Source organism: Pseudomonas sivasensis, assembly GCF_052938085.1.
On the sequence record NZ_CP176442.1, the window covers coordinates 4,612,825 to 4,625,930 of the forward strand.

Consider the following 13,106-nt stretch of genomic DNA (forward strand, 5'->3'; position numbering starts at 1 on the left):
TTAGCCGATAGCGACTTTGCTATAGGCATCGCGGTCCATGTCGCGCAGTTCAACGCTCAGTTGTACCTGCACGCCTTCGGGCCACGGGCTAAGGTCCTGCAACACCGCCAGCAGGCTTTCCGACAGCTGCTGCTTGACCTGCGGCGAACGCCCGCTGAGCAATGACAGCTTCACCGCAATAAATCCGCGCGGATTGAGGGAGGTACCTACCTGAAAATGCTCAAGCTTCACCGCACGGCTTTTGATATCGAACTCGGAGCCGAATTGCCCGGACGCCATTAGCACATTGTTGAGCCGCAACAGGGTTTTATCGACGGTCAGGTCTGTCAGGTTGGCGGTGTATTCCAGGTGCAGATGCGGCATGGGTTGCTCCGAGGCTTGTTGTAGGAAGATTCTTGAATATATAGCGTCACGCCTTGGCGCCCAACCCTCTATCGCTCATGAACGCCTCCAGTCTCGACCGCACCCAACGCTCGGCGGGGTCGGTGTCCACATGGCTGAGCCAAACCATGGACAAATCCAACGTTGGTGTCTCGAACGGAAACGGCTCACAAAACAGATTGCCCGACACCGCCATGGCTTCGGCGGTGTAGTCCGGCAGGCTGGCGATGAGGTCGGTGCCGGCCAGCAACGCCGGCAACGCGCTGTATTGCGGTACCGATAAAACCACGTGGCGCTTACGGCCAATCTCGGCCAGCCACTCATCGGCAAAACCCGACACGTTGGCGGTGTGAGACACCAGCACATGGGGCCGCGAGCAATATTCATCCAGGGTAAGCGGTGTGTCCGAGGCATCCGCGCGCAGGAGTCGCGGACGGATATGGCGCAGCAACTTGCGCTTGGCATTCGCCGGCAGACCACGGGTCTGGGTGATGCCAACGGTGATATCGCCGGACGCCAGCAGGTCAGGGATGCGCCAATAATCCACATGCTGCACCACGAACACCACTTGGGGCGCTTCCTGGCGCAGCGCGCGCAGCAACGGCGGCAACAGGCCGAACTCGACATCGTCGGACAGACCGATGCGAAACGTCATGGTGCTGATGGAAGGGTCAAAATCGTGGGTCAGGCTCAAGGCCGACGACAAGGAATCGAGGGCCGGGGACAGATGCTGAATGATTTCCTCGGCGCGCGCGGTGGGCTCCATGCGATGGCCAACACGAATAAACAATGGGTCGTTGAACAAGGTACGCAAACGGTTCAGGGCCGAACTGATGGTCGGCTGGCCGAGGAAAAGTTTTTCGGCCACCCGCGTCACATTGCGCTCAAGCATCAGTGCTTCGAAGACCACCATCAGATTGATGTCGGCCTTGCGTAATTCATTGCGATTCATCGGCGCCTGCCCGTTTCACCAAGACAGGTCGCAGTGTAGAAAGCGCGGCGCACGCCGTCTATGCGCTTAATTGCCGATAAGCCAGCATCACAGGCGGATAGGTTGCTCAGGGCTTGAGCGGAAACTCCTGATCGCGCTCGGAAAGCTCCGTACCGTCGTCCGGATGCTTCCAGGTCTGCGGCTTTTCCTCTTCGCACTGCCGCTGGGGTTGCTCACGCTCTGGTTCATCGCGCCGCTTTTGTTCGTTACCCATAGCCACCTCTTTCCTTAAGCATCGGTCACCTGTTCAAGCATAGGACAGGGAAAGAGATTTTGACGGCCACAGGGATTGATAATCCCTGAACATCAATAAACCCAAAATTTTCACTTATCATTTCTAAATGTGTCAGCCACTATCCATAGTCTTAAGCGAAATAAGCACTTTGAAAAGAACGCTGGAGACACAAAACCATGACTAGCCCTTCCCGCCCCGACTCTGCCCGCTCGAAAGTTGGCGCGGTATTCCGCGTTACTTCGGGCAATTTCCTCGAACAGTTCGACTTCTTTCTGTTTGGTTTCTACGCCACCTACATCGCGGCTGCGTTCTTCCCGGCCGCTAATGAGTTTGCGTCATTAATGATGACCTTCGCCGTGTTTGGCGCAGGCTTCCTGATGCGCCCACTTGGCGCAATCATTCTCGGTGCCTACATCGACGACGTCGGTCGCCGCAAAGGGCTGATCGTGACCCTCTCGATCATGGCCAGCGGTACGTTGCTGATCGTGCTGGTGCCGGGTTATCAGACCATTGGCCTGTGGGCACCGCTGCTGGTGTTGCTTGGTCGCTTGCTGCAAGGCTTCTCGGCCGGTGCGGAACTGGGCGGGGTGTCGGTGTACTTGTCTGAGATGGCCACCCCAGGCCGTAAAGGCTTCTACACCAGCTGGCAGTCGGGCAGCCAACAGATCTCCATCGTGGTCGCCGCTGCGCTGGGTTATGGCCTGAACGTGTGGATGGAACCGTCGGTGGTTGCCGACTGGGGCTGGCGCATTCCGTTCGCCGTCGGTTGCGTGATCATTCCGTTTATCTTTGTGCTGCGTCGCAACCTGGAGGAAACCGAAGAGTTCGCCAACCGCAAGCACCGCCCGACCATGCGCGAAGTGCTGGCAACCCTGGTGAAAAACTGGACCGTTGTGATCGGCGGCATGCTGATGGTGGCCATGACCACTACCGCGTTCTACCTGATCACCGTGTACGCGCCGACCTTCGGCAAGACCGTGCTGCAACTGAGCACCTCGGACGCCCTGCTGGTGACGTTGCTGGTGGCCGTGTCGAACTTTGTATGGCTCCCCATCGGCGGCACCCTCAGCGATCGCTTCGGCCGCAAGCCGGTACTGATCGCCATGACAGCGCTGGCGGTTCTTACAGCGTATCCAGCACTGTCTTACGTGGTGAATGCACCGAGCTTCGGCCATATGCTGGAAACCCTGCTGTGGTTCTCCTTCCTCTATGGCATGTACAACGGCGCGATGATCCCGGCGCTGACCGAAATCATGCCGGTGGAAGTGCGCGTGGCGGGCTTTTCCCTGGCCTATAGCCTGGCAACTGCGATCTTCGGTGGCTTCACCCCGGCGATCTCCACCTGGTTCATCCACATCACCGGGGACAAGGCCTCACCGGCCTACTGGATGATGTTCGCCGCACTGTGCGCACTGTGTTCGACCCTGGCGTTGTACCGCCGCGCCAACACTCGCGGGCAGATGCTGCAGGGGGCGGTATGATGCGACCTCTGCTCAACACACTGGCGGCCTTGGCCCTAGGCGCGCTGGCGCTGTCGGCCCAGGCCGAGGAGCTCAACGTAATGACCTCCGGTGGCTTCACCGCCGCTTATAAGTTGCTTGGCCCGCAGTATGCCCAGCAAAGCGGTGACACCCTCGATACCATTCTCGGCCCGTCCATGGGCAAGGCGCCGGAAGCGATTCCCAACCGCCTGGCCAGGGGCGAACACGCCGATGTGGTGATCATGGTCGGCTACGCCCTGGATGACTTGATCAAACAAGGCAAGGTCGACCCGGCGTCTCGCGTGGAACTGGCGGACTCGCGGATCGGTTTGGTGGTGAAGGAAGGCGCGGCGAAACCCGCCATCGGCACCGATGCAGAACTGAAGGCAGTGCTGAGCAAGGCCAAGTCAGTAGCGTACTCGGACAGTGCCAGCGGTGTGTATGTCGAGAAAGAGCTGTTCAAGAAGCTCGGCATGCCGGCCAAGGGCACGATGATCGAACGTATTCCGGTGGCTGAGCAGGTTGCCAAAGGTGACTACGAAGTGGGTCTGCAGCAGGTCGCCGAATTGTTGCCCGTACCGGGCGTGACCTATGTGGGCAAAATCCCCGAAGACGTGCAGTCCGTTACGCGTTTTGCAGCAGGTATTCCGGTGAACGCCGAACATCCAACCCAAGCCAAGGCGTTGCTGAAGTACCTGGCCTCGCCCGAGGCGCAACCGCTGGTGCAATCCACCGGCCTGGACTCGGTGTCACGCTGACCGAAACGGCATCTCCCGCACCAACCGTTCCAACTCCAGCGCCGCGGGCGGCAATGTCCGCCCGCGGCGCTTGATCAAGCCCACATTGCGCATCACCTGCGGCTCCACCAACGGCACGCTTACCAGAACCGGGTGCGCGCACGCCGGCATCGCAATCGAAGGCACCATCGCTACCCCCAACCCCGCCTCCACCAACGCGATCATGGTGGTCACGTGGTGCGTCTCGCAGACACTCGGTTTTTTCACACGTACGCCGCGCAAGGCCTGGTCAAGCAGGAAGCGGTTGCCCGAAGTTTTGTCCACCGTGATGTAGTCATGCTCAAAGGCTTCGGCCCAGGTCACGCTGTCACGTTCGGCCAACGGGTGATCACGGCGACAGGCGAGTACGTATCGCTCCTGCAGCAGCAATTCGAACTCCACTTCATCGGGCAGGCTGCCGCTGAAACTCACGCCAAAATCCGCCTCGCCATTTTCCACCGCATTGCACACCTCACCGGCACTGGCATCCAGCACCCGCAGGCGAATCTTTGGATACAGCTTGTGGAATTCGGAGATCACGTGAGGCATGAAGTAGTACGCAGTCGAAGGCACGCAGGCGATGATGACATCGCCCATGCGCGTGGACGCGACGTTACTGATGCCCATCAGCGCGATGTCGAGGTCGTCGAGCATGCGCTCGACTTGCGGCAGGAATGCACGGCCCACCATGGTCAGGCTGACCCGTCGGGTGGTGCGCTCGAACAGCTTTACATCAAGCGCGGATTCAAGTTTTTCGATGCGCCGACTGAGCGCCGGTTGCGAGATACGGATGGCCTCCGCGGCGCCGCGAAAACTGCCCTTGTCTACCACAGCGCGGAAGGCTTGGAGGTCGTTGAGGTCGAAGTTGATGATCACGGAGAACGGCCAGTCAATAGCGGGATGGACGGCATTATCGTACGACTGTCGGTGGGAAGCCATGCATGAGGACCGCCAGAAAAACTGCAGTTGTGGCTTAGCCGGATTCTGAGAGCCCCGTCAGTTGCTTCCTGTTTTTTCTGACGTAAAGACACGCTCGCTCTGGTTCCCTAGAATCCCGCGTTCGACTTTATGACTAATGGACCCAGCCATGGCCGAACCGATCGTAAAAAGCACACCACTGACTTGGTACGTCGAGCATTTCGCCTTCTTCAGCGGTGCCTTTACCTTTCTCGCTATCGCGGGACTGTTGATATTTATCTACCGACGTTCCGGATCGCTGCTGTTTTTGCGGGATTGGATATGGCGGTTTTTTGGGGGCAAAACGCGCTTCGAAACAGAACGTTTTGAACGCATGCGCAAGGATTTGCGCGAGCTTGAATATTACCGCTACGAATTCAACATCCCTGCCAAAACGCTGCGGGAGGCAGACTTGGCCGAGGATTGGATGTACAGCAATGAATTCGCCCCGCGCGACTTCGGCCGCGTGAAGCGCTACATAGAGTGGGGCGACTTCACAGCGCTGAATTTCATCACCCGGCGGTTCGCACAATGGCGCATCAACTGTTTTTTTGTACTCGCTTTCGTGCTTTTGGCAGGTGTAGCCATTGCGGTTCCGCTGATTGAATCGAAGTACCTGATGGTGTCCCTGAAAAACGCCCCAGATGCCCCATCGTTCTATTTATCTGAAGATAACGTGAAGTTCGGCATCTGGTCCGACAACGTCTTGATGGTAGAACACTGCCGGTCGTCCGAGTCGCTACAGGCTTTTCTTCTCCCGGGATTACCGGAAGAGAAACTCGACATCATTTGCTCATTCTTCCTCGACAAGAACTACAACAAATACGTACGAGAGGGTTTGAGCGAACAGCGCGGGCTACTGTTCTCGCTGGTACTCGTGTCGATGGCCTGGATGATTTACCTGGTGATCCTGATCGCGCGAATGGAAGTCGCCCGACGACTCTACAGACAATGGCAGGCCAACCAGTCTTGAAAAAGCTGCCTTGAAAAAAGCACTTAGGTGCGTAGTCTGCAATCCGACCGTTTTCGACTGAGAGTTCAATGAGCAAGGCATCCGGCAGAAAAACGCTACACCGAGCGCTGAAAGGAGCTGTATGCCTGGTAGGCCTGCCCTGCCTCGCCGCGCTGGGCTTCTTCACTTGGCAAAACTTCTACCCCGTGAGTACGGCGAGCGGCTGGACTGTTCAGGTGCTGCACCGCGATGTGCCCAAAGCTGCCTCGCTGATGCCGTTACCGGACGGCGCGTTGATGGTCAGCCAGGAGCTCGACGACGCCAAGGGCAGTATCGTGCGCATTCACCTGGACGGGACACGCGAAGTGGTGGTGGGCAAGCTGTCCAAACCCGACGGTATGCTCTCCACCCGTGGCGGCTGGGTATTCAGCCAGGAAGCACTCGACTCTCCCGTCAGCTTCCTCAAGGACGGTACCGTCACAGAGTTATTCAGGGGCGAAAACGTGCAAGGTCTGTGGGACGACGGGGACTACCTCTATGCGATGGAGGACCGTCGCGACGAGGGCCGTCTCCTGCGTTATCGCTGGAGCGACCGGACCTTGAGCGTCGTGCGCAAAGACCTCGATGAGGGTGAATCCATCATCCGCTGCACCGATGGCCGCATGCTCTACACGAAGAAGAAAGAAGGCACGGTGCGTGAGCTAGCCGCAGACGGCAGTGATCCGGTGGTACTGGCCAAGCTGAACCAGCCGACGTTTTTGATGTGCGATGAGCGCGGGTTATGGATCAATGAAGACGCCACCCACCGCGCGCGGCTGTTGTTGATCGACAAGCAAGGCCGCCAGCAGACGATTTTGTCATTCTTGAAAGCGCCACAATCGATCGTGCCGACTGCGCGCGGGACTTATCTGCTGGCCGAGGGCGGGCGTGATCGCGTATTGGAGCTGACCCCGCCCCAGCACGCTGTCGCGCAGGAGTGAGCGCGCTGCTTACGCAGGTGATGCCATTCAGTGCGAGCGCCTCGGTGAGCGTCTCTCGGTAAATCAATATACCCGTCTCCCAAAAAACGATGGCGTGTCGACGAAGACCGGCAAACACCCAGGCTTCAATCTTGGAAGGAGGTATGAACAAAGCTGTGCGGAAGGGTATGTAGGACTTTTATGGCACCAAAAACGAAAAAGCCCCGTAGCTTATTCAGCTACGGGGCTTTTTCTATGTAATGGCGGAGAGATAGGGATTCGAACCCTAGGTACCGGTGAAGGTACAACGGATTTCGAATCCGTCCCATTCGGCCACTCTGGCATCTCTCCAACGGCGCGCATCATAACAGCATGATTCGTGGATGCAAAGCGCCTAAGCGATTTTTTTCCGTGCTATCAGATGCTTGCGTCGATTACAGAGGTACGCCGAGACGATTGGCGACTTCTTCGTAAGCTTCGATAACGTCACCGAGGCCCTGGCGGAAGCGGTCTTTGTCCATCTTCTTCTTGGTGTCCTTGTCCCACAGGCGGCAGCCGTCCGGGCTGAATTCGTCGCCCAGGACGATGGAACCGTCGTGGAACACACCGAATTCCAGCTTGAAGTCCACCAGCAGCAGGCCTGCGTCGTCGAACAGCTTGCTCAGTACGTCGTTGACCTTGAGGGACAGCTCTTTCATGCGAGCCAGTTGCTCAGCGGTGCCCCAGCCAAATGCCACGACGTGGGATTCGTTGATGAACGGGTCGCCCTTGGCGTCGTCCTTCAGGAACAGTTCGAACGTGTAAGGGTTGAGCTTGAGGCCCTCCTCCACACCCAGGCGCTTGACCAAGCTGCCGGCGGCGTAGTTACGCACGACGCATTCGACCGGGATCATGTCCAGCTTCTTCACCAGGCACTCGTTGTCGCCCAGCAGTTTGTCGAATTGGGTCGGAATGCCGGCCTCTTCGAGTTTCTGCATGATGAAGGCGTTGAACTTGTTGTTCACCATCCCCTTGCGGTCCAGTTGTTCGATGCGCTTGCCGTCGAACGCCGAGGTGTCGTTGCGAAACAGCAGGATCAGGCGGTTGGCGTCGTCGGTCTTGTAAACCGACTTGGCCTTGCCGCGGTAGAGTTCTTCACGTTTTTCCATGATGGGCTCCGCTTTGAGTGAGGTGGGCTAGGCGATATGTCGCCAGTCGAGCCCTGAATCTTGATCGGCCAATTGCAGCCAGTCCGGGTCGCACCCGAGGGTGTCGACAAAACATTGCCGGGCAAGCGTCGGCAGGTTGTTCTTGCTGCTCAGGTGGGCCAGGACCAGGTGTTGCAGGTCTTGCCAGCCCAACTCATACACCAGGTACGCCGCCTGGTGGTTGTTCAAATGTCCCAGTTCGCCGCCCACCCGCTGCTTGAGAAAGTAGGGATAGTGACCGCGAGCCAGCAGGTCTCGGCAGTGGTTGGACTCGATCATCAAGGCATCGAGGTCGCGGTAACCGTCCAGCACCTTGGCGCAGTAGGAGCCCAGGTCGGTCAGAACGCCGAAGCGTCGCTGGCCATCACTGAATACATACTGCGTCGGCTCCTGAGCGTCGTGCGCCACGGCAATCACATCAATGCTCAAGGCACCGATTTGCAGTTGCTCACCGCCAGCCAGGAAACCTGCGGGCTCAATGGGCTTGCGCATCCCGCGCAAGGTGCCGCGACTCAGGTACACAGGAAGATTGTAGCGCCGAGACAGCAAACCCACGCCATGCACGTGATCGGCATGTTCGTGGGTCACTAGAATAGCGCTCAGCTGCGTGGGGTGAACCCCCAGGCGCAGCAGGCGCCGCTCGGTTTCTTTTAACGAGAAACCACAATCCACCAGTACGTACGTGTCGTCGTGGGCGACCAGCGTGCCGTTCCCTTGGCTACCGCTACCGAGAACAGCAAAACGCATCGGATCAGCCCAGGTTGTCCTGAATTACGCCCAACACTTTGCGGGCTGTTTCAGCCGGCGCAACGGTGTTGATGTTCTTCTCGACAGTGACTTGCACAGTCTCGCCAACCTTGCTCAAACGAACCTGATAACGCTCGGCGCGGGTCTCGATTTCTTCCTTGGTCGGCTGGCTGCCAAACAGCTTGCCGAAGAAACCAGGCTCGTCGTCTTTGCGCTCGGCCTTTTCAGCCACGTTGATGTAGTAGAGGCCGAGGCTACGGTTGATGTCTTCAACACGCCAAGGGCCTTGCTCCAACGCGCGACCGACGCTGGCCCAGGCGCGGTTCAGGTCTTCACCCAGGTTCAGCACCACGTTGCCACTGCCGTCCTCGGTGAGGCTGACGCGACTCGGGGTGTCGTAATCACGTGCGGCGAGCAGGGAAACGGAACCGCCCTTCTCGGAAATACGGCTCATGCTGGCCAGCATCTCGTCGACCAGTGCCGAGTCAACGCCGGTATTGACCGAACGGTTGGTGAAGGCGACGTTGGCGGTGCTGCCGGCAGGACGCTCGGCACTCACCACGTAGACTTCACTGGTATTGCGCTGCACGCCTGGCTCGATGCGAACACGCACGCGGGCTTCGCTGTCAGCCACTACACCACCGGCTTGCAAACGCTTGGCCATGGTGGCGGACAGTTCGCTGCCTTGCTGCCATGCCGTGGTGAATTCGCCGGTCTGCGGGCGCTGCTCGTCGATGCGGAAACCGTTGTCCTGGAAGAACTGCACCGCCACTGGCCAGACTTCAGCAGGTGGGCGCTGAGCAACGATCCAGCGGGAATCACCGCTCTTCTGGAGGCTGTAGTCGCTGGCATCCGCCACGGCCGAGATCGGCTGTGGACGTGGCACTACGTATTCACCCTTAGTGGTGTCGTCGGCAACGTTGCGTGGAATCGGCAGCAACGGGTCAAGACGCTTTGCAACGTTGACGTCCGGCGGCAATTGCATCGGTTTGGTTGCTTGTGCTTCCAGGTAATCGCTGCCGCGGTCACGGAAGTAGCCTTCCGGGCCCCAGATCCAACCGCAGCCACTGGTGCTGGAGATAATCAAGGCAAGTGCGGAAAGTCCGGCCAATCGCTTCATGCGTAGTGCTTCCTCAATTAAACCAGGACGCCGGACTGGCGCAGGGCCTGTCGCAGCGGTTCGTGACAGGCTTCGCTGAGACGGGTGAGCGGCAGACGGATACCGTCCGGCATCAAGCCCATCTCGAACAGCGCCCATTTCACGGGAATAGGGTTGGATTCGATAAAGAGTGTCTTGTTGAGCGGCATCAGCTTCTCGTGGATCGCACGGGCGGTCACGGCGTCGCCAGCGATGGCAGCAGCGCACATGTCACTCATGGCACGTGGGGCCACGTTGGCGGTCACGGAGATGTTGCCCTTGCCACCCAGCAGGATCAGCTCGACAGCCGTGGCGTCGTCACCGGAATACAGCAGGAAGTCGCTGCTCACACCGGCCAGGATGTCCTTGGCGCGCTGCAGGTCGCCAGTGGCTTCCTTGATGCCGATAATGTTCGGCACGGTGGACAGGCGGATCACGGTCTCGGCCTTCATATCGCACGCGGTACGACCCGGCACGTTATAGAGGATCTGCGGGATGTCGACGGCTTCGGCAATGGTGCGGAAGTGCTGGTACAGGCCTTCCTGGGTCGGCTTGTTGTAGTACGGAGTCACCAGCAGGCAGGCGTCGGCGCCAGCCTTCTTGGCGTTTTTGGTCAGCTCGATCGCTTCTCGCGTCGAGTTGGCACCCGTACCGGCGATCACGGCGATGCGGCCCGCAACACGCTTGACCACGAACTCAATCACCTGGATGTGTTCTTCCACATCGAGGGTGGCCGACTCACCTGTGGTGCCGACCGCCACAATGGCGTTGGTGCCTTCTTGCAGGTGGAAGTCCACCAGTTTGCCCAGGCTGTCCCAGTCGAGATGACCTTGTGCATCCATGGGTGTGACCAGTGCCACCATACTGCCCGCAATCATGCAACCGCTCCTGCCGGAAAAAGAGAGCCGTAATGGTACTGGCGCCAAGATGCTTGTACAAGCGAAGTACCGCGTGAGGATGCGTTCTGGGGCAACTAAACGATGGGCAATGCCATCATTGGACGAAAGCATGGGTTACAGCAGGCTGGAATCACGCCGTTCACGTAATGAAAACGCCACCTCCTATCCCTTGGCGGCGCTTTTCGCTACCCTTCATGCTTTGATCGATACGGCCCTCATGGTATCGACCGCTCATCGTTTAGGAAGGCTGCATGTCCACCCCCACAGTTCGCGAACAATTCCTTGTTATCAGTGCCCTCGGCGCCAACCCCATGGAGCTGACGAACGTCCTGTGCCGCGCCAGCCATGAAAACCGCTGCGCCGTCGTGACCTCCCGCCTGACACGCCATGGCGAGTGCAGTGCGCTGGTCCTCCAGATCTCCGGCACCTGGGACGCCCTGGCACGCCTGGAAACCGGCCTGCCGGGCCTGGCCAAGAAACATGACTTCACCGTCAATGTAGTGCGTAGCGCCGCGCTGGAAAACCGTCCCCAGGCCCTGCCTTATGTGGCTTACGTCAGCTCGGCGTACCGCTCGGACATCGTCAACGAGTTGTGCCAGTTCTTTATCGACCATAACGTCGAACTGGAAAACCTGACCTGCGACACCTACCAGGCCCCGCAAACCGGCGGCACCATGCTCAACGCCACCTTCACCGTGACCCTGCCAGCCGGTGTGCAGATCAGTTGGCTGCGCGACCAGTTCCTGGATTTCGCCGACGCACTGAACCTCGACGCGTTGATCGAACCATGGCGCCCACAGAACCCAATGTAAGGAAGTATTCATGGCAGTAGTCATCGACCAACCCATAGCCGACTTCGAAGCCCAGGCCACCAGCGGCCAGACTTTTAGCCTTGCGGCCCTCAAGGGTAAGCAGGTGGTGATCTACTTCTATCCGAAGGACAGCACCCCCGGCTGCACCACTGAAGGCCAAGGCTTCCGTGACCAGTACGCGGCGTTCCAAGCGGCCAACACTGAAGTGTTTGGCGTGTCGCGCGACAGCGTGAAGTCCCACGAGAACTTCAAAGGCAAGCAGGAATTCCCTTTCGAGCTGATCAGCGACAAAGACGAGGCGGTTTGCCAGCTGTTTGATGTGATCAAACTGAAGAAGCTTTACGGCAAGGAATACTTGGGTGTGGATCGCAGCACCTTCCTGATCGACAAGGAAGGCGTGCTGCGCCAGGAATGGCGTGGCGTAAAAGTGCCAGGGCATGTGGATGCTGTACTGACAGCAGCGCAGGCTTTGAATAAGGCCTGAAAATGTGAGAGGGGGAGCAGGCTCCCCCTTTCCGTTTCAGAGCAAAGGCGCCACCACTGGCTCCTGCCGCGGCCACGCATCCAGCACTGCCTTGAACAGCGTTGCCAGGGGAATCGCAAAGAACACCCCCCAGAATCCCCATAGCCCACCAAACAACAATACCGCGCAAATGATCGCCACCGGATGCAGGTTGACCGCCTCCGAGAAGAGCAACGGCACCAGCACGTTGCCATCCAGGGTCTGGATGATCCCGTACACCGCCATCAGGTAAATGAACTGGTCGCTCCAGCCCCACTGGAACAAAGCGATCAGCGTCACTGGTACCGTCACCACTACCGCGCCGACATAGGGCACCACCACTGAAATACCGACCAGCAATGCCAACAGGGCCGCGTAATTCAGGTCCAGGGCAATAAAAGCGATGTAGGTAACGCCGCCGCAGATAATGATCTCGATGACTTTGCCACGAATGTAGTTGGCGATCTGCCGGTTCATTTCCTCGGCAACCCGAGTAATCAGCGCTCGCTCACGCGGCAGGTAGCCACTCACCCAGCGACCGATCATGGCGCGATCCTTGAGAAAGAAGAACACCAGGATCGGGACAAGCACCAGGTAGATCATGATATTGACCAGCAGCGGCAAGCTGGACAGGGAAAACGTCAGCGCCCATTGCCCGAATTTCCCGATTTCGCCGCGCGCCACTTCAATGGCCTGCAACACCTGCTCATCCGATACCAGATGCGGGTAGCGCTCCGGCAACAGCAGCAACAGCGACTGCCACTTGGCGAGCATGCCCGGCAACTCGTTGAACAGCGTTATCAGTTGATGCCACAGCAGCGGCAACACCACCACGATAAACACCACCAGCAGGCCCATGAACAAGGCGAAGACCAACCCCACTGCCGCACCGCCCGGCAAGCGCAAACGCTCAAGGGTGGTGACCAGGCCCTGCATCAGGTAAGCGAGCACCATCCCCGCAAGTACGGGCGCCAGCATGCCACCCAAGGTGAGGACTGCGGTAAAGGCCAAAAACAACAGGACGGCTAGTACCACGGCTTCTTCATCAGAGAAGTAGCGCTGGATCCAGTCTCGTAACACTTTGAACAT

Annotated in this window: 15 protein-coding genes and 1 tRNA gene; 6 read left to right on the plus strand and 10 right to left on the minus strand. The window is 58.7% G+C overall.

Translation table 11 applies throughout. From position 1 onward, the window contains the following. The 3 genes from ACKZ62_RS21230 to ACKZ62_RS21240 all read right to left on the minus strand — a co-directional run bounded on the left by ACKZ62_RS21230 (window position 1) and on the right by ACKZ62_RS21240 (window position 1,586). Window positions 1–363 carry a 5-carboxymethyl-2-hydroxymuconate Delta-isomerase gene (locus ACKZ62_RS21230; RefSeq protein WP_032888675.1) on the minus strand — a complete coding sequence of 121 codons (363 nt, stop codon included), beginning with the start codon at window positions 361–363 and terminating at the stop codon, window positions 1–3. A gap of 46 nt (window positions 364–409) precedes the next feature. Next, entirely contained in the window at window positions 410–1,333 is a 924-nt protein-coding gene (locus ACKZ62_RS21235) for a LysR substrate-binding domain-containing protein (RefSeq protein WP_017526706.1), read from the minus strand. Window positions 1,334–1,439: 106 nt separating this feature from the next. Continuing rightward, entirely contained in the window at window positions 1,440–1,586 is a 147-nt protein-coding gene (locus ACKZ62_RS21240; RefSeq protein ID WP_447095790.1) for a hypothetical protein, read from the minus strand. Between the two features lie 197 nt (window positions 1,587–1,783). Here ACKZ62_RS21240 and tcuC point away from each other — a divergent pair, with 197 nt between their 5' ends. Further along, a complete protein-coding gene (tcuC, locus tag ACKZ62_RS21245) occupies window positions 1,784–3,088 on the plus strand; it encodes an MFS transporter (RefSeq protein WP_032888673.1) in 1,305 nt (434 codons plus the stop codon). Continuing rightward, window positions 3,088–3,846, plus strand: a complete 759-nt coding sequence (locus tag ACKZ62_RS21250; protein ID WP_447096975.1) for a substrate-binding domain-containing protein — start codon at window positions 3,088–3,090, stop codon at window positions 3,844–3,846. The genes tcuC and ACKZ62_RS21250 overlap by 1 nt, the downstream gene beginning before the upstream one ends. Here the strand turns inward: ACKZ62_RS21250 and ACKZ62_RS21255 are convergent. Beyond that, the gene (locus ACKZ62_RS21255; RefSeq protein ID WP_099601501.1) at window positions 3,838–4,740 is read right to left on the minus strand and encodes a LysR family transcriptional regulator; all 903 of its coding nucleotides are present in this window, start codon (window positions 4,738–4,740) and stop codon (window positions 3,838–3,840) included. The two genes, ACKZ62_RS21250 and ACKZ62_RS21255, sit on opposite strands and share 9 nt — an antisense overlap. Window positions 4,741–4,951: 211 nt before the next feature. On the opposite strand from ACKZ62_RS21255, the gene ACKZ62_RS21260 reads away from it, so the two are divergent. Continuing rightward, complete coding sequence (locus tag ACKZ62_RS21260) at window positions 4,952–5,794, plus strand: DUF6216 family protein (protein ID WP_095184080.1); 843 nt, start codon at window positions 4,952–4,954, stop codon at window positions 5,792–5,794. 68 nt (window positions 5,795–5,862) lie between these two features. Continuing rightward, complete coding sequence (locus ACKZ62_RS21265; protein WP_447095791.1) at window positions 5,863–6,753, plus strand: hypothetical protein; 891 nt, start codon at window positions 5,863–5,865, stop codon at window positions 6,751–6,753. Between the two features lie 240 nt (window positions 6,754–6,993). Here the strand turns inward: ACKZ62_RS21265 and ACKZ62_RS21270 are convergent. From ACKZ62_RS21270 to dapA, 5 genes are all read right to left on the minus strand, one after another. After that, window positions 6,994–7,083: transfer RNA gene (locus ACKZ62_RS21270), tRNA-Ser, on the minus strand. Between the two features lie 83 nt (window positions 7,084–7,166). Beyond that, on the minus strand, window positions 7,167–7,880 hold the full coding sequence (purC, locus tag ACKZ62_RS21275) for a phosphoribosylaminoimidazolesuccinocarboxamide synthase (protein WP_003172493.1): 714 nt from the start codon (window positions 7,878–7,880) through the stop codon (window positions 7,167–7,169). Window positions 7,881–7,907: 27 nt separating this feature from the next. Continuing rightward, entirely contained in the window at window positions 7,908–8,666 is a 759-nt protein-coding gene (locus tag ACKZ62_RS21280) for an MBL fold metallo-hydrolase (protein WP_032888564.1), read from the minus strand. Window positions 8,667–8,670: 4 nt separating this feature from the next. Next, window positions 8,671–9,786 (minus strand): NlpB/DapX family lipoprotein, encoded by a 1,116-nt coding sequence (bamC, locus tag ACKZ62_RS21285; protein WP_447095792.1) that lies wholly within the window; start codon window positions 9,784–9,786, stop codon window positions 8,671–8,673. Between the two features lie 17 nt (window positions 9,787–9,803). Beyond that, window positions 9,804–10,682: a 4-hydroxy-tetrahydrodipicolinate synthase gene (gene dapA / locus ACKZ62_RS21290; protein ID WP_032888561.1), complete on the minus strand. Its 879-nt coding sequence runs from the start codon at window positions 10,680–10,682 to the stop codon at window positions 9,804–9,806. A gap of 272 nt (window positions 10,683–10,954) precedes the next feature. Here dapA and ACKZ62_RS21295 point away from each other — a divergent pair, with 272 nt between their 5' ends. Together ACKZ62_RS21295 and ACKZ62_RS21300 are read left to right on the plus strand one after the other, a co-directional pair. After that, on the plus strand, window positions 10,955–11,515 hold the full coding sequence (locus ACKZ62_RS21295; RefSeq protein ID WP_003172487.1) for a glycine cleavage system transcriptional repressor: 561 nt from the start codon (window positions 10,955–10,957) through the stop codon (window positions 11,513–11,515). Between the two features lie 10 nt (window positions 11,516–11,525). Continuing rightward, complete coding sequence (locus tag ACKZ62_RS21300) at window positions 11,526–11,999, plus strand: peroxiredoxin (protein WP_095184079.1); 474 nt, start codon at window positions 11,526–11,528, stop codon at window positions 11,997–11,999. A gap of 36 nt (window positions 12,000–12,035) precedes the next feature. Here the strand turns inward: ACKZ62_RS21300 and ACKZ62_RS21305 are convergent, their stop codons facing one another. Beyond that, window positions 12,036–13,106 carry an AI-2E family transporter gene (locus ACKZ62_RS21305; protein ID WP_032888556.1) on the minus strand — a complete coding sequence of 357 codons (1,071 nt, stop codon included), beginning with the start codon at window positions 13,104–13,106 and terminating at the stop codon, window positions 12,036–12,038.

Coding starts and splice junctions, on each gene's coding strand:
- ACKZ62_RS21235 (WP_017526706.1), bottom strand. CDS start 1,333: ATGAATCGCAATGAATTACGCAAGGCCGACATCAATCTGATGGTGGTC.
- ACKZ62_RS21295 (WP_003172487.1), top strand. CDS start 10,955: ATGTCCACCCCCACAGTTCGCGAACAATTCCTTGTTATCAGTGCCCTC.
- ACKZ62_RS21230 (WP_032888675.1), bottom strand. CDS start 363: ATGCCGCATCTGCACCTGGAATACACCGCCAACCTGACAGACCTGACC.
- purC (WP_003172493.1), bottom strand. CDS start 7,880: ATGGAAAAACGTGAAGAACTCTACCGCGGCAAGGCCAAGTCGGTTTAC.
- bamC (WP_447095792.1), bottom strand. CDS start 9,786: ATGAAGCGATTGGCCGGACTTTCCGCACTTGCCTTGATTATCTCCAGC.
- ACKZ62_RS21265 (WP_447095791.1), top strand. CDS start 5,863: ATGAGCAAGGCATCCGGCAGAAAAACGCTACACCGAGCGCTGAAAGGA.
- ACKZ62_RS21300 (WP_095184079.1), top strand. CDS start 11,526: ATGGCAGTAGTCATCGACCAACCCATAGCCGACTTCGAAGCCCAGGCC.
- tcuC (WP_032888673.1), top strand. CDS start 1,784: ATGACTAGCCCTTCCCGCCCCGACTCTGCCCGCTCGAAAGTTGGCGCG.
- ACKZ62_RS21260 (WP_095184080.1), top strand. CDS start 4,952: ATGGCCGAACCGATCGTAAAAAGCACACCACTGACTTGGTACGTCGAG.
- dapA (WP_032888561.1), bottom strand. CDS start 10,682: ATGATTGCGGGCAGTATGGTGGCACTGGTCACACCCATGGATGCACAA.
- ACKZ62_RS21240 (WP_447095790.1), bottom strand. CDS start 1,586: ATGGGTAACGAACAAAAGCGGCGCGATGAACCAGAGCGTGAGCAACCC.
- ACKZ62_RS21305 (WP_032888556.1), bottom strand. CDS start 13,106: ATGTTCAAAGTGTTACGAGACTGGATCCAGCGCTACTTCTCTGATGAA.
- ACKZ62_RS21250 (WP_447096975.1), top strand. CDS start 3,088: ATGCGACCTCTGCTCAACACACTGGCGGCCTTGGCCCTAGGCGCGCTG.
- ACKZ62_RS21280 (WP_032888564.1), bottom strand. CDS start 8,666: ATGCGTTTTGCTGTTCTCGGTAGCGGTAGCCAAGGGAACGGCACGCTG.